Source organism: Rhizobium grahamii (genome assembly GCF_009498215.1).
In the GTDB taxonomy this organism is placed as follows: domain Bacteria; phylum Pseudomonadota; class Alphaproteobacteria; order Rhizobiales; family Rhizobiaceae; genus Rhizobium; species Rhizobium grahamii_A.
In genome coordinates this window covers 341,394-356,021 of record NZ_CP043498.1, presented here as the reverse complement: position 1 = coordinate 356,021, position 14,628 = coordinate 341,394, and the positions used below count along the sequence as shown (strand labels likewise).

Genomic DNA, 14,628 nt, shown 5'->3' with positions numbered 1-14,628 from the left:
ACCGCTTCTCTCTACAGTCGCGCCAGAGATAGGGAGACTGGGTTTGCTATTCCGCCACATGGACAGAAACAGGTTGCGGCGCGTCATTCGCAAGACCCACATATCCTTTCTGGTATCCAGCATCGTTGCCATTATCGTCGTGCTTGTGGGCGTCGCGCTCGACCGCGCCAATACTGCGTCTCACCTTCGTGAAACGACCATTCGTACCGAAAACGAAGTCGGCCTGATTCGCGCGCGCGTAACGGCGCAGATCAACATGGATATCACCGTGGTACGCGACCTTGCGAACATGGTTGCAATCAACTCCTCGGCAAACAGCGAAGAGCTCGAGCGCCAGATCAACTGGCTGCTGATCCAGAACCCGCATTTCGTCCAGGTGGCCATCGCTCCGGATTTCACCGTCAGCTCGGTGTTTCCGATGTCGTCAGGACGTGACAGGCTCGGCCGCGACGTCCGCGAAAGCATGATGCAGCTGCAGCCGGTCGGTCGCTACACCGGCAACCAGCAGGCGCGTTTTTATGGCCCTATGCGCGACGCGGAAGGCAAGGAAACCTTCGCGATCTTCTTTCCTGTCTATGTGAAGGATAACGGGCAGCGGCGTGTCTGGGGCGCAGTGGAGGTCGTGACCGACGCCAACATGTTCTACCAGAACACCGGCCTGCGCCCGGCCCGCAACAGCGAGAACCAGGAAAAATATCCGCATCTCGATCACCTGGCGATCGCCGTGCGCGACCTCAGCGTCGCCGATCGAGCGTCCACGCCGTTCTTCGGCGATATCGATGTTCTCGGCAAGCAGCCGCTGACACGCAAGATCAACTTCGCCAGCGGTCGTTGGGAGATCGCGGCCGTGCCGAAGGCCGGCTGGGAGGCCATTCCGGAGAACCAGCTGACGCTGCGCGTGATCATCCTGATCGCCGGCTGCGTCACGGTCATACCGGTGTTCTTCGCCACACTGCTGCTTGGCGAACGCAACCGTAACATTGCCCGCCTGAAGACCCGCGAGGCGGCGTTGCTGGAGCTTTCGCAACGCCTCGACCTTGCTCTGGAATCATCGAAGATCGGCATCTGGGAACTGCGCGACGACGGAGGCACGCTGTTCTGCGATGCCCGCGCCGCCGCTCTCCACGGAAAGCCGCCTCTGGACGGCAACTTCACGCGAGAAGACTGGCTGGCGACACTCGTTGCCGAGGATCGCGGCAACGCAGAGCTGAATTCGCTGAGCGAACAGATCGCGACATCCTCCTCCTACAAGACACAATATCGCGTTCGCCTGGACGACGGCTCGGTCCGCTACCTGCGTTCCGTCGGCTCGCTTTACACCGACGCGACGGGCGCCAGCAAAGTCATCGGCATCGTCTGGGATGTCACGACCGACGCGCTCGCCGCCGAAACGCTGCGCAAGTCGAAAGAAACCAGCGACATCAAGAATGCCGAGCTCGAGCTTGCGCTCGACGAGCTCTCCTACCGCGAAGCACAGCTGGCCGAACTGTCAGGCAAGCTCGACCTGGCGCTCGATTCCTACCAGTGCGGCATATGGGAGGCGAGCTTCGATTCGGAACAGGGCGGCTCCTTCTGGGATGATCGCATGCATGAACTCTACGGACTGGAGCCCAAGGCAGGCTTCATGACCGAGGAAAAATGGCTCTCCTGCATTCTCGAGGAGGATCGTCCTCTCGCCATCGAAAGCGCCCGCCACTTCAAGAAACTCGGCGATCAGCACACGCTGGTCTGCCGGGTTCCGACGCCCGAAGGAACGCTGCGCTATGTCCGGTCTAGCGGCAAGGTTCACCAGACGCCGAGCGGCCAGCTGAAGATCATCGGCGTTGCCTTCGACGTCACCGAAGACGCCCTGATGACCGCGCAGCTGAAGGCGGCCAAGGACGAGGCGATCGCCAAGAACATCGAACTCGAGATGGCCAAGGACCGCATCGAGCACAACTCTCTGCACGATCCCCTCACCGGCCTCGCCAACCGGCGCAAGCTCGACATCGCTCTCGAAAGCCTGACGCGAGAAGGCCGGGGCACGCGGCAGAAGTTCGCCATCCTCCATATCGATCTCGATCGCTTCAAGGAAATCAACGACACGCTCGGCCACGCCGCCGGCGATGCCATGCTGGTCCACGCCTCGCAGGTGCTGTCGCGCAATCTCGGCCGCAACGACATCGTTGCCCGCATCGGCGGCGACGAGTTCGTCATCCTTTCGCTGCATGCCAGCGACGCGGACATGTCGGCGCTTGCCGGCCGCATCATCGAGGAAATGCGCCAGCCGATCGACTTCCAGGGTTTTGCCTGCCGGTGCGGCGTGTCGATCGGTATCGCGCTTGCCAATGGCGTGCATGTCGATGCCCGCAAGGTGCTCATCAACGCCGACATCGCGCTCTATCGGGCGAAGAGCCAGGGCCGCAACCGCTACCAGTTCTTCAACCACAATCTCCAGGCCGACATCATCAACAACAAGCGGCTGGCGGACGAAATCCTTTCCGGCATCGAGAACGGCGAGTTCACAGCCTGGTACCAGCCGCAGTTCAGCGCCCGTACCAACGAGCTGATCGGGGCGGAAGCGCTGGTCCGCTGGAACCATCCCTCCAGGGGCCTGCTGACACCGGACAAATTCCTGAAGATCGCCGACGAGATCAACGTCGTCCAAACGCTCGACCGGCTGGTCCTTGACGCCGTGCTGCGGGACAAGATGCGCTGGGCGGCGCTCGGCATCTCGATCCCGAAGGTCTCGGTCAACGTCTCGGCTCGGCGCCTGCACGACGAAAGCCTGATAGACTCGCTGCTCAATCTCTACATCCGCCCGGGTGAGATCTCCTTCGAGCTGGTGGAATCCATCTTCCTCGATGAAAGCGAGGATATCGCGGCCCACAATCTCGACCGGATCAAATCGCTCGGCATCGACATCGAGATCGACGATTTCGGGACGGGGCACACCTCGATCGTCAGCCTTTTGAAACTGAAGCCGAAGCGCCTGAAGATCGACCGCCAGCTGGTTCAGCCGATCGTCAACTCGCCGCAGGAGCGGACGCTTGTCAGTTCGATCATCGACATTGCCCGTTCGCTTGGTGTCGAGACAGTGGCGGAAGGTGTCGAGAGCGCGGCACATGCCGCTCTGCTGCATGAGCTTGGCTGCGACCTGCTGCAAGGCTATGCGTTTTCGCCTCCCCTCTCCTACACCGACTTCACGACCGCCGCCGCCGGACAGACGTGGCGGCTTGCCTCCTGAGGCCAGCGTTCGCTTTTTGTGGAAACAGCATTTCCCGGAACCGCCGTTTCCGCGCAAAGAAAGGCGTTTGCCACCGCGCCTTTTTGGCCTATGAGTGTCGCGCTTTTCAAAGAATGGCGCTGCCGGCGACGATCGGCGCGCGATCCGGTCGGAACATATGTCGCACAATACATTCGGTCACCTCTTCCGCGTAACAACCTGGGGCGAAAGCCACGGCCCGGCTCTCGGCTGCGTCGTCGATGGCTGCCCTCCCGGCCTGCGCTTCAAGCTGGAGGACCTCCAGGTCTGGCTCGACAAGCGCAAGCCCGGACAGTCGCGTTTCGTCACGCAGCGCCGCGAGGCCGATCTTGTGAAGGTTCTCTCGGGTGTCATGTTCGATACCGACGGCGAAACCATGATCAGCACCGGAACACCGATCTCGATGCTGATCGAGAATACCGACCAGCGCTCGAAGGACTATGGCGACATCGCACAGCAGTATCGGCCGGGCCACGCTGACTACACCTACGATCTCAAATACGGCATTCGCGACTATCGCGGCGGCGGCCGCTCTTCGGCGCGCGAAACGGCAGCCCGTGTTGCCGCCGGCGGCATCGCACGGCTCGTGGTGCCCGGCGTCAAGGTGCGCGGTGCGCTGATCCAGATCGGCAAGCACAAGATCAACCGCCAGAACTGGGATTGGGATCAGGTCGACAACAACCCGTTCTTCGCGCCGGATCCGGAAATCGTCCCGGTTTGGGAAGAGTATCTAGACGGGATCCGCAAGAACGGCTCCTCGATCGGCGCCATCGTCGAAGTGGTCGCGGAAGGCGTTCCGGCCGGCCTCGGCGCACCGATCTACAGCAAGCTAGATCAGGATATCGCGGCGCTGCTGATGTCGATCAACGCCGTCAAGGGTGTCGAGATCGGCAACGGCTTCGGCGCCGCTGAAATCACCGGCGAAGAAAACGCCGACGAGATGCGCATGGGCAATGACGGCACGCCGCTGTTCCTCTCCAACAACGCGGGCGGAATTCTCGGCGGCATTTCGACCGGGCAGCCTGTCGTCGCGCGCTTCGCGATCAAGCCAACGTCGTCGATCCTGACGGAACGACAGTCCATCGACGCCGCCGGCAACAACGTCGATATCCGCACCAAGGGGCGGCATGATCCATGCGTGGGTATCCGCGCGGTTCCGATCGGCGAGGCCATGGTCGCATGCGCGATCGCCGACCACTATCTTCGTGACCGTGGCCAGACCGGCCGACTGAAATAGGAAAAGCCCGCATGTCTTATGACCAGAAACGTGTCGTCGATGCGATCCGCGCTTTCGAGGCCGGCGAAATCGTTGTCGTCGTGGACGATGATGACCGGGAGAACGAAGGCGACCTGATCGTCGCCGCCGTGCACTGCACGCCCGAGAAGATGGCCTTCATCGTTCGGCATACCTCCGGTATCGTCTGCACGCCCATGCCGAAGGAAGAGGCCAAGCGCCTAAACCTCAATGCCATGGTTGCCGAGAACGACTCGGCCCACACAACGGCTTTCACCGTTACGGTCGATTTCAAGCACGGCACGACGACGGGCATTTCCGCCGAGGATCGTACGCTGACGGTGCGCAACCTTGCCAACCCGAATGTCGGCCCATCCGATTTCGTCCGTCCGGGCCACATCTTCCCGCTGGTCGCCCGCGAAGGCGGCGTTCTGATGCGCTCGGGTCACACCGAAGCTGCCGTCGATCTCTGCCGGCTGGCCGGCCTTCCGCCGATCGGCGTGATCTGCGAACTCGTCAACGATGACGGAACGGTTACGCGCGGGCCGCAGGTCGTCGATTTCGCGGAACAGCATGGGTTGAAGCTCGTCTCCGTCGCAGACCTGATCGCCTACCGCCAGCGCAAGGAAACGCTGATCGAGCTCCACACTAGCTTCGACGTGGAAACCCGTTCGGCAAGGCCAAGGCACACAGCTACTCGCTGCCCTGGGATCCGATGCAGCATCTCGCCGTCGTCTTCGGCGACATCCGTGACGGTATCGACATCCCTGTTCGCCTGCACACGGAGAACGTCGCCGAAGACCTGTTCGGCAAGCGCCGTCCTGTCGATCACTACATGAAAAAGATCGCGGAAGAAGGTCGTGGCGTCATCGTCTACCTTCGCGAGGGATCCGTCGGCGTCGGCCACCACAACAACGGCCGGAAGAACCGCACACAGGGCCGCGATACGCACGCCGAAGCGCAGGCGCGTGAAAGCGAATGGCTGGAAATCGGTCTGGGAGCGCAGATCCTCAAGGATCTCGGCGTGACCTCGATCGAGCTTTTGACAACCCGCGAGCGCCACTATGTCGGCCTCGAAGGTTTCGGCATCAAGATTTCCAAGACGGAAATTTGCTGAGGTCGGGCTACAGCATCCGCTTGCCTGATGCGTAGATAGAATTAGGTCGAGCGCCCTGTGCACAGGGCGCTCCAGATCGTGCTGGCAGCGGCCTCAGGCGGCGATGCGCTTGAAGCGGTCGCGAACGTTCTCGATGTAATATCGTCCCGGCGAATGCGAGGTGACCATGGCGACCACTTGGGCTTCGGCCACGCCTTCGAACTGCCGCTCTTCGCCGTTGCTGAGGCAGACGCGAAGCCGGCCGTCCTCCTGGCTGAAATAGACCGCATCGATCAGCGTCGATTTCACCGTCAACGGTTCCATCTTCGCCAGCCGTCCGGCCCGTGTGACGATCGTGGCGGCGCGCGCATCGCGCCGCTTGCGCAGCAGGGCCCTCACCTCACGGCGAAGGCTGTTCAGGGCCGCCAGAGCGGCGAATTTGATGGCTCGTGTTTTCATGCAGCCAACCTACGCAGCCGGCTCTTAAAGAGTTCAAGACAAGCATGGTAAAGCGCGTATCAACATTAATTCTTTGTAATTGCGACGAAATTTCCTAAAATTTTGACTATCGGACAGCGCCGTTGGGCTCCTGCCAACCATCCATCAGAACGACCTGTTCGACGCCGGCGAACTTGGCCAGCCGGTCAAGTTCGGCAAGCAGCTTGTCGATGCGCCCGGCAGCGGCCTTCACGCCGGGCTCCAGCCACAGTTTCCTGACATCGAGCGTTCCGCGTTTGCGATCGGCCTTCATGTCGATGCGGCCGATCAGCCGGTCGCCTTCCAAAAGCGGGAAGACGTAGTAGCCGTATTCCCGCTTCGGTTCCGGCACGAAGATCTCGATACGGTAGAAGAAGCCGAACAGGCGTTCGGTACGGTTGCGATCGCGGATCATCGGATCGAACGGGCTCAGCACGCGAATTCGCGCCGGCGCTTCCGGATAGTCGGCCAGCGTCGTCTGCAAATCGCGAAACGCCCAGGACGGTCGCGGCTTGCCGCCAAGCGCCGGCTCGATCAGCACCTCGGTCAGTTCGTCGCGATGTGAGGCGACCCAGTTTTTCGCCTCGTCCGGTGTGATCAGGGCCCAGAACGCTGCGATCTCGCCGTGGGTTGCGAAGCCAAGTCGCGACAAGGCGCTCCGACAGGCCCAATCGACGAAGTCCTCGCTGCTCACTTCCGGCTGATGGAACTCGGCGGGGATGACCCGTTCGACAAGATCGTAGATCTTCTGGAAGTTCGACCGGCCGGCAATCGCGAACTTGCCGGTGTGCCAGTAGTATTCGAGCGCCGTCTTGTTGGGTGCCAGTTCCACCAGCCGCCGGAGACATGCCCGTCGGCCTTGATGTCGCGGGCAAGGATGGCGCCGTTTGCGACGACACGCTCGTATGTTTCGTCAAACGCGTGCTCGAAACCTTCGCCCTGCCATTTGCGCCACCGATTGATGAGCACCTCTTCCTGCCGCCGGAACTTGTGCTTCCAGTACTTGAAGAAGGTGCTCGGCAGGATCGACGCGTCGTGTGTCCAGTGTTCGAAGAGCGTCCCGTCCTTCTCGAGCAGCGTCGTCAGGTGCTCGCGCTTGTAGGTCTGATTGCGCGAAAACAGGATCTGGTGATGGGCTCGCTCGACTGTCTGGATGCTGTCGACCTGCACGAAACCGATATCGTGGATGAGCTGCAACAGCCCCGATTTGCTCAAGGCGGTCTTTGGCGGCGCGCTCAGTCCCTGTTTCGCGAGAAAGACACGGCGGGCGTCGGAGTTCGAAACGAGAGTCGTCATGGGTTCATCATATGCGGGAAAATCTTCCTAGCCACCCGAATAATGTGTTTTCCGGAGGCGTGACGTTTTTCGTGTCCGAAGCGCCGGATTGGTTTATAGGAGCGGCGGATCAGGACACGGGGATCGATTGAATATCCGCTTCGAAAGCGCAGAGGTCCGGTATGGCGCGCGCGTTGCGCTCCTGCCGTTGAGCCTGGAACTGACCGAGCGGCGCATCGGCGTCATCGGCCTGAACGGCTCCGGAAAGACGACGTTTGCGCGGCTGATCAACGGCCTGACCAAGCCGACCGGCGGTCGCGTCATCGTCAACGGCCGCGACACGTCCGAGGACAAGTCGGTTTCGACAGATGTCGGCTTTATCTTCCAGTCGCCGCAGAACCAGATCATCTTGCCGATCGTTCGTGACGACATCGCGTTCGGCCTGAAAAGCCGGGGCTTCAGCAAGGTTGAGATCGACACGCGGGTTGACGCCGTTCTGCGCCGTTTCAAGGCCGAGCACCTGGCCGACAGGCGGGCGCACGAGCTTTCGGGAGGAGAGCTGCAGCTTGCCGCGCTCTGCTCGGTCCTTGCCACTGGCCCCAGCATTCTCATTCTGGACGAGCCGACCAACCAGCTGGATCTGCGAAATCGCGGCTATGTGCAAGGATTGGTGGAGGATCTGACCGAAAGTGCGATCGTCATTACCCACGATCTCGATCTCCTCTCCGGATACGAGCGGGTGCTGGTGTTTCATCAAGGCCAGCTTGTCGCCGACGCGGCGGCAGCCGAGGCTGTCCGTTGCTACAGGGAGATCGCGGCCTGATGCAGTCGCTCTTCATCGAAGGCAGCAGTCTCATGCATCGGCTGAGCGCGCGGGCCAAGCTCCTGATTCTTGCGGCTCTCGGCGTCCTCTTGTTTGTCACGACAAACATCGCCGTGCTTGCAACGGCCGTGCTCCTGACGGCTGCGGTCTATTTCACGCTCGGGCTACCCTTCAAGGCCGCTTTCGCGCGATTGAAACCGATCCTGCTGACGATCGTGGTCGTGGCGCTGTTTAGCCTCGCATTCAACCCCTGGCATCAGGCCGTCGTCGCGCTGCTGCGCCTCACCGCGCTGATGTTGTTTGCCGCTGGTGTTACGGCGACGACCACGATCACCGCCTTCATCGATGAAGTGACGGCACTCGCCCGCCCGCTTGAGCGCACCGGCCTCGTTCGGGCCGATGATATCGGCCTCGCGGTCGGGCTCGTCGTTCGCTTCGTGCCGGAAATTCTCAGCCGCTACCAGGCGATACGCGAGGCCCATGCGGCGCGTGGCCTGAAGGTACGACCGACCACCATCCTTGTGCCGCTGCTCATCCTGACGCTTCGGGATGCGGATAATATCGCAGCCGCGATTGACGCACGCGGCATTCGGCGGCATGTGATTTAGCCTGTCGTCAATTACGGAGCCCACATGAGCACTCGCGACCTCGTTCTTTGCGCCCTCTTCGCCGCGATCATCGTCGCGCTCGGCATTCTTCCGCCGATCACGCTCGGCTTCATTCCGGTGCCTATCACCGCCCAGTCGCTCGGCGTCATGATGGCGGGCGTCGTGCTCGGTGCGCGCCGAGGGACCGTGGCGGTTCTCATCGTGCTGGTGCTTGTTGCAATCGGCCTGCCCGTGCTGTCGGGCGGACGCGGCGGACTTGCGGCCTTCGCCGCGCCGACATCCGGCTTCCTGATGGGCTGGGTGCTGGCGGCATTCACCACCGGCTATCTCAGCGAACGGCTTGTCAACGCCGATCAGAACGCGACCATGCAGGCGATCGGCTTCTTCCTTGCCGCCATGATCGGCGGCATTGTCGTTCTCTACGCCTGCGGCATCAGCTATCTCGCCCTCGTCGGCGGCCTCGGCTTCAGCAAGGCCTTCTTCGGCTCGATGGCCTTCATCCCTGGCGACGTCATCAAGGCCTTTGTCGCCGCGCTGGTCGGCCGCGCCGTCATGGCCGGTTACCCGCTGCTGCCCGCCCGCCGCTAAACTCTTCAGGCGTTAGTTCACGAAGCTATAAAGCCAGTCGCGCGTCACTTCGGGGAGCGCGACGGGCGTACGATCCTCGGGCGAGAGCGCTCGCCAGATGATCTCGACCTCGGCGGCGCGTTCGCCTCCCATGTCGACGCTGATCATGAAACCCACCGACCGCATGCCGATCTTGTCGACCGATGCGGTGAAAACGACCTTCTCATCGTAGTGCAAGGGGCGGTGCAGGATGCAGGTTGCCTTGCTCGCAACATAAACCGGTTCATCGGCAACCGCGGGCCGGAGCGACCAGAAATTCGCCAGTACGGATTCCGCATGGGAGATATAGGATCCCAGAAACATGCGGCCATTCATGTCGACGTCCCGGAAGGGAACATGCATCTGCACGGAGTTGGAGCGCGTGGTCGAGTTCATTGATCTTTTTACCGAATTCCCCACCGGTGAGAGTAGCGTCGCCAGCTCGTTAAGTAAACGTACGCGGTGACGGGAGCGCGACAAAGCGGCTTGTTGAAATCGGGTCAGCACGCGCCATCTGGTGTGGATCATGACGGGACCCGGAGATAGAGTGAAGAGATGAGCACCCGCCTTTACGAACATCCGATCTTCCTCGACCACATCACGCCCGAGGGCCACCCCGAGCGCTCCGATCGCCTGCGCGCACTCAACGTCGCGCTCGGGCATCCGAACTTCGAGCGGCTCGAGCGCAAGCAGGCACCGCAGGCGAACGAAGATGCCGTTCTGCTCGCCCACCCCGAGGAGCATCTGCTGGCTGTCATGCGGCAGATTCCCGAAGAGGACGGCGAGATCAATCAGCTGGAGGCTGATACCTATGCCAGTCCGAAGAGCCTGCAGGCAGCCTTGACGGGTGTAGGTGCCGCGATGGCCGGCGTTGATGACGTCTTCACCGGCAAGGCCGACAATGTCTTCGTTGCATCGCGTCCGCCCGGCCACCACGCCGAGAAATCGAAGGCGATGGGCTTCTGCTTCTTCAACAATGCCGCGATCGCCGCCCGCCATGCGCAGAAAGTGCATGGCGCCGAACGTGTCGCGATAGTCGATTGGGACGTTCACCACGGGAACGGCACGCAGGACATCTTCTGGGACGATCCCTCGGTGCTCTTCTGCTCGACGCACCAGATGCCGCTCTATCCCGGCAGCGGGGCGAAGGACGAAAGCGGCAAGCACGGGACGATCGTCAACGCGCCGTTGTCGCCCAATGTCGGCAGCGACCACTTTCGCGAAGCGTTCAAATCGCGGGTGCTTCCGGCGCTTTTCGATTTCCAGCCGGACCTGATCATCATCTCTGCCGGCTTCGATGCGCATCACCGCGATCCGCTGGCGCAGATCAACCTCGTTGGCGAGGATTTCGACTGGGCAACCGGGCGGTTGCTCGAGGTCGCGGACAAAAGTGCCGGCAACCGGGTCGTCAGCCTGCTCGAAGGTGGCTATGATCTCGAAGGCCTCGCCGAATCGGCCGGCCTGCATATTCTTAGAATGATGAAGGGTTGAGTATGACTGACAGCGCCAAGCCGGAAGTTTCCGGTCTTTCCTTCGAGAAGGCCGTTGCCGAACTCGAAAGCATCGTGGCCCGTCTTGAACGTGGCGACGTGGCGCTGGATGAATCCATCGAGATCTACGAGCGTGGCGAAGCGCTGAAGAAGCATTGCGAAACGCTGCTGTCGGCCGCTGAAAACCGTATCGAGAAGATCCGCCTCGACCGCGCTGGCAAGCCGCAGGGCGTAGAGCCGCTGGACGGAGCGTAAGCAGACGCAACTGAAATCGTCATCATTCTGAACGGAGCGTCGCCTTTCGGGCGACAAGTTTTCCTAGTCCGCGATCGTCAATGGGGCTAGCGTAGAACGAACGCTCATCGGAGACCTGCGATGTCCTTCTTCCCCGGTAAAGACCCCCTGCCCGGCGACGCCTTTGCGTGTGACGCCATCGAAAACCTCATCATTCCCCGTACCAGCGACCTTGGCGGATTCCAGGTGCGGCGTGCGCTGCCCACGCGCGATCGCCGTCTGGTCGGGCCATTCATCTTCTTCGACCGCATGGGGCCGGCAATCCTGAAGCCGAACGAAGCGCTCGACGTGCGGCCGCATCCGCATATCGGGCTTTCGACGGTTACCTACCTCTTCGACGGCGAAATCCGGCATCTCGACAGCCTCGGCACAGAGAAGGTCATCCGCCCCGGCGATATCAACCTGATGACGGCTGGACGCGGCATCGTGCATTCCGAGCGCACGCCCGACAACCTGCGCGGCCACCCGCTGCTGATGTCCGGCCTGCAGACGTGGCTGGCGCTGCCCGATGACAAGGAAGAAATCGACCCCTCCTTTACGCATACCGAAAAAACCGACATGCCAGTCATCGACGAACGCGGCATGCGCGGGCGCGTTGTGATCGGCGACTTCGAGGGGATGAAATCTCCGGTCAAGGTCTTCTCGGACACGCTTTATGTCGACATCAGTCTCGAACCCGGCGTCAAGTTCCCCTTTGCCGCTGGCCATGAGGAGCGCGCCGCTTACGTGCTCTCAGGCGAAGTCGTGATATCGGGCGACACGTTTGCCGCCGACCAGCTGCTCGTCTTCCGTCCCGGCGACCAGATTACGCTCGAAGCGGGCAGCCAGGGCTGTCATCTGATGCTGTTCGGGGGCGCCGCCCTGAACTCGAAGCGGTACATCTGGTGGAACTTCGTTTCCTCGTCGAAGGAGCGCATCGAGAAGGCGAAGGAAGAATGGCGGACCGGCAAGTTCGACATCGTTCCGGGGGATGAGGAAGAATTCATACCTTTGCCCGAAGGCTGATCTCCTTTAGAAAGGGAGTCTGCGGTTCTTGAAATCGACTTTTTTCACCGCAATTTATGCCTTAAAGGCTTCCTGCCCAAGAATGACAAGAAAGAGCACCCACCCGTGACACAACCGCCGAAGACGCCGCTGTTGGATAAGGTTACCTATCCAGCCGACCTCCGAAAGCTGGAGGATCGCGATCTGCCGCAACTGGCGCGCGAAGTCCGGGATGAAATGATCGACGCGGTATCCAAGACCGGCGGGCATCTGGGCGCGGGGCTCGGCGTCGTCGAGCTGACGATCGCCATCCACAACGTCTTCAACACGCCCGAAGACCGGCTGATCTTCGACGTCGGGCATCAGTGCTATCCGCACAAGATCCTCACCGGTCGCCGCGACCGGATCCGTACGCTGCGCCAGGAGGACGGCCTCTCCGGCTTCACGCGCCGCGCCGAAAGCGAATACGACCCCTTCGGCGCCGCTCACTCCTCGACGTCGATCTCCGCCGGCCTCGGCATGGCGGTTGCCTCCGATCTCGACAAGACCGACCGCCGCGTGATCGCCGTGATCGGCGATGGCGCGATGTCGGCAGGCATGGCGTATGAGGCGCTGAACAATGCCGGCGCGCTCGACGCCCGGCTGATCGTCATCCTCAACGACAACGACATGTCGATCGCGCCTCCGACCGGCGCGATGAGCGCCTATCTGGCACGTCTTGCCTCCGGGCGCACCTACATGGGCTTCCGCGATTTCGGCAAGAAACTGACGGCCTATCTCGGCAAGAAAGTCGACCGCGCGATTACCCGCGCCGTCGAGCACGCGCGAGGCTATGTGACCGGCGGCACCATGTTCGAGGAGATGGGTTTTTACCACATCGGCCCGATCGACGGTCACTCCTTCGAACACCTGCTGCCGGTGCTGCGCAATGTGCGCGACCATGCGGAAGGTCCGGTGCTGATCCATGTCGTCACGCAGAAGGGCAAAGGCTACGCGCCTGCCGAAGCCGCGGCTGACAAGTATCACGGCGTCAACAAGTTCGACGTCATCACCGGCGCGCAGGCCAAGGTGAAGCCGAATGCGCCGAGCTATACGAGCGTCTTCGCCGAAGCACTGGTTCAGGAAGCCGAGCTCGACGACAAGATCGTCGGCATCACCGCCGCTATGCCGAATGGTACCGGCCTCGACAAGCTCGCCAGCATCTTCCCGTCGCGTTGCTTCGATGTCGGCATCGCCGAGCAGCACGCGGTGACGTTTGCAGCCGGCCTTGCCGCCGAAGGCTTCAAGCCGTTTGCCGCGCTTTACTCGACCTTCCTGCAGCGCGCCTATGACCAGGTTGTCCACGACGTCGCGATCCAGGGCCTGCCGGTCCGCTTCCCGATCGATCGCGCCGGTTTCGTCGGCGCGGATGGTCCGACGCATGCAGGCTCCTTCGATACGGCATTCCTCGCCACCCTGCCCGGCTTCGTCGTCATGGCAGCGTCCGATGAGGCTGAACTGAAGCATATGGTGCGGACCGCCGCTGCCTATGATGCCGGCCCGATCTCCTTCCGTTATCCGCGTGGAGAAGGCGTCGGCATCGAGATGCCCGTTCGCGGCGAAATCCTGCAGATCGGCAAGGGCCGCGTCGTCAAGGAAGGTGCCAAGGTGGCGCTGCTCTCCTTCGGCACCCGGCTCGCCGACTGTTTGCTTGCGGCCGAGGATCTGGATGCGGCCGGTCTTTCGACGACGGTTGCCGATGCACGCTTCGCCAAGCCGCTGGATCACGACCTGATCCGACAGCTTGCCCGCCACCACGAAATCCTGATCACGGTCGAGGAAGGCTCGGTCGGCGGCTTCGGCAGCCAGGTCATGCAGTTTCTGTCTACAGACGGCCTACTCGATAACGGCTTGAAGATCCGCTCGCTTGTGATGCCCGATCTCTGGATGGAGCAGGCCAAGCCCGAGGTGATGAACGCTCATGCCGGTCTCGACCGAGCCGGGATCGTCTCGACGGTCTTCCGGGTGCTTGGGCGCCCTGCAGCCTTCGGCGTCGGCGCCGCCGGCTAGTCCGGCGGAGAAGCGCGAGCTCCCACCGCCCTTTGACTTTTCTCGCGACTAGTCGGGAGAATTGAAAACGGCTTCGATATGGTGACCATCCGGGTCGACCACGAAGGCCGCAAAGTAATGTGGTCCGTAATGGGCACGAAGACCAGGCGACCCGTTATCGATGCCTCCGTGCGCGATCGCCGCCTCATGAAACTTGGCGACGGCTCGTCTGCTCATGGAGGCGAAGGCCAAATGAAAGCCGCGACCAGGGGAGCTCTGTCCCTCCGGACATAGTTTGATCGCAAATTTATCGCCGCCGCCGGCAATTCCATAGCCGACCGCCTGATCTGCTTCTCCGGGCCTAAGATCCTCCCAGACACGACTGTAGCCTAGGGGCGCAAGAGCGGCGTCATAGAAGGCGGCTGAACGTTCGATGTTTGAGACGCCGAAAGAGATGTGATGAAGCATG

The 14,628-nt window shown here is 61.8% G+C and carries 12 protein-coding genes and 2 pseudogenes; 10 read left to right on the top strand and 4 right to left on the bottom strand.

Annotation, left to right across the window (positions count from 1 at the left end; all coding sequences use genetic code 11):
- Nucleotides 1-58 precede the first annotated feature (58 nt).
- From FZ934_RS01725 to ribB, 3 genes and pseudogenes are all read left to right on the top strand, one after another.
- Entirely contained in the window at nucleotides 59-3,226 is a 3,168-nt protein-coding gene (locus FZ934_RS01725) for a bifunctional diguanylate cyclase/phosphodiesterase (protein ID WP_153272333.1), read from the top strand.
- A 157-nt stretch (nucleotides 3,227-3,383) separates the two neighbouring features.
- Nucleotides 3,384-4,481 (top strand): chorismate synthase, encoded by a 1,098-nt coding sequence (gene aroC / locus FZ934_RS01720; RefSeq protein ID WP_153269649.1) that lies wholly within the window; start codon nucleotides 3,384-3,386, stop codon nucleotides 4,479-4,481.
- 11 nt (nucleotides 4,482-4,492) lie between these two features.
- Nucleotides 4,493-5,595, top strand: a pseudogene (gene ribB / locus FZ934_RS01715) (3,4-dihydroxy-2-butanone-4-phosphate synthase).
- Nucleotides 5,596-5,688: 93 nt separating this feature from the next.
- Here ribB and FZ934_RS28630 read toward each other — a convergent pair.
- On the bottom strand, nucleotides 5,689-6,033 hold the full coding sequence (locus tag FZ934_RS28630; RefSeq protein WP_113363728.1) for a KTSC domain-containing protein: 345 nt from the start codon (nucleotides 6,031-6,033) through the stop codon (nucleotides 5,689-5,691).
- Between the two features lie 106 nt (nucleotides 6,034-6,139).
- Nucleotides 6,140-7,347 (bottom strand): annotated as a pseudogene (locus tag FZ934_RS01705) (winged helix-turn-helix domain-containing protein).
- A gap of 127 nt (nucleotides 7,348-7,474) precedes the next feature.
- On the opposite strand from FZ934_RS01705, the gene FZ934_RS01700 reads away from it, so the two are divergent.
- From FZ934_RS01700 to FZ934_RS01690, 3 genes are read left to right on the top strand one after another with little or no spacing between them, the layout of a single operon-like run.
- Nucleotides 7,475-8,149 (top strand): energy-coupling factor ABC transporter ATP-binding protein, encoded by a 675-nt coding sequence (locus tag FZ934_RS01700; protein WP_153269648.1) that lies wholly within the window; start codon nucleotides 7,475-7,477, stop codon nucleotides 8,147-8,149.
- Nucleotides 8,149-8,757: an energy-coupling factor transporter transmembrane component T family protein gene (locus tag FZ934_RS01695; RefSeq protein WP_153269647.1), complete on the top strand. Its 609-nt coding sequence runs from the start codon at nucleotides 8,149-8,151 to the stop codon at nucleotides 8,755-8,757. Before FZ934_RS01700 ends, FZ934_RS01695 begins: the two co-directional genes overlap by 1 nt.
- A gap of 24 nt (nucleotides 8,758-8,781) precedes the next feature.
- On the top strand, nucleotides 8,782-9,345 hold the full coding sequence (locus FZ934_RS01690; protein ID WP_153269646.1) for a biotin transporter BioY: 564 nt from the start codon (nucleotides 8,782-8,784) through the stop codon (nucleotides 9,343-9,345).
- Between the two features lie 12 nt (nucleotides 9,346-9,357).
- Here the strand turns inward: FZ934_RS01690 and FZ934_RS01685 are convergent, their stop codons facing one another.
- Complete coding sequence (locus FZ934_RS01685) at nucleotides 9,358-9,759, bottom strand: acyl-CoA thioesterase (RefSeq protein WP_153269645.1); 402 nt, start codon at nucleotides 9,757-9,759, stop codon at nucleotides 9,358-9,360.
- A gap of 159 nt (nucleotides 9,760-9,918) precedes the next feature.
- On the opposite strand from FZ934_RS01685, the gene FZ934_RS01680 reads away from it, so the two are divergent.
- From FZ934_RS01680 to dxs, 4 genes are all read left to right on the top strand, one after another.
- Nucleotides 9,919-10,854: a histone deacetylase family protein gene (locus FZ934_RS01680; RefSeq protein ID WP_153269644.1), complete on the top strand. Its 936-nt coding sequence runs from the start codon at nucleotides 9,919-9,921 to the stop codon at nucleotides 10,852-10,854.
- A gap of 2 nt (nucleotides 10,855-10,856) precedes the next feature.
- Nucleotides 10,857-11,108: an exodeoxyribonuclease VII small subunit gene (locus FZ934_RS01675; RefSeq protein WP_003545921.1), complete on the top strand. Its 252-nt coding sequence runs from the start codon at nucleotides 10,857-10,859 to the stop codon at nucleotides 11,106-11,108.
- Between the two features lie 120 nt (nucleotides 11,109-11,228).
- The gene (locus FZ934_RS01670; protein ID WP_153269643.1) at nucleotides 11,229-12,152 is read left to right on the top strand and encodes a pirin family protein; all 924 of its coding nucleotides are present in this window, start codon (nucleotides 11,229-11,231) and stop codon (nucleotides 12,150-12,152) included.
- Nucleotides 12,153-12,257: 105 nt separating this feature from the next.
- Entirely contained in the window at nucleotides 12,258-14,180 is a 1,923-nt protein-coding gene (dxs, locus tag FZ934_RS01665; protein ID WP_153269642.1) for a 1-deoxy-D-xylulose-5-phosphate synthase, read from the top strand.
- A gap of 48 nt (nucleotides 14,181-14,228) precedes the next feature.
- Here dxs and FZ934_RS01660 read toward each other — a convergent pair whose 3' ends face one another.
- Entirely contained in the window at nucleotides 14,229-14,627 is a 399-nt protein-coding gene (locus tag FZ934_RS01660) for a VOC family protein (protein ID WP_153269641.1), read from the bottom strand.
- Nucleotide 14,628 lies beyond the last annotated feature (1 nt).

Bases quoted from the DNA above. Each gene is read 5' to 3' on its own strand.
- FZ934_RS01725 (WP_153272333.1), top strand. From the start codon at position 59: ATGGACAGAAACAGGTTGCGGCGCGTCATTCGCAAGACCCACATATCC.
- aroC (WP_153269649.1), top strand. From the start codon at position 3,384: ATGTCGCACAATACATTCGGTCACCTCTTCCGCGTAACAACCTGGGGC.
- FZ934_RS28630 (WP_113363728.1), bottom strand. From the start codon at position 6,033: ATGAAAACACGAGCCATCAAATTCGCCGCTCTGGCGGCCCTGAACAGC.
- FZ934_RS01695 (WP_153269647.1), top strand. From the start codon at position 8,149: ATGCAGTCGCTCTTCATCGAAGGCAGCAGTCTCATGCATCGGCTGAGC.
- FZ934_RS01690 (WP_153269646.1), top strand. From the start codon at position 8,782: ATGAGCACTCGCGACCTCGTTCTTTGCGCCCTCTTCGCCGCGATCATC.
- FZ934_RS01685 (WP_153269645.1), bottom strand. From the start codon at position 9,759: ATGAACTCGACCACGCGCTCCAACTCCGTGCAGATGCATGTTCCCTTC.
- FZ934_RS01680 (WP_153269644.1), top strand. From the start codon at position 9,919: ATGAGCACCCGCCTTTACGAACATCCGATCTTCCTCGACCACATCACG.
- FZ934_RS01675 (WP_003545921.1), top strand. From the start codon at position 10,857: ATGACTGACAGCGCCAAGCCGGAAGTTTCCGGTCTTTCCTTCGAGAAG.
- FZ934_RS01670 (WP_153269643.1), top strand. From the start codon at position 11,229: ATGTCCTTCTTCCCCGGTAAAGACCCCCTGCCCGGCGACGCCTTTGCG.
- FZ934_RS01660 (WP_153269641.1), bottom strand. From the start codon at position 14,627: ATGCTTCATCACATCTCTTTCGGCGTCTCAAACATCGAACGTTCAGCC.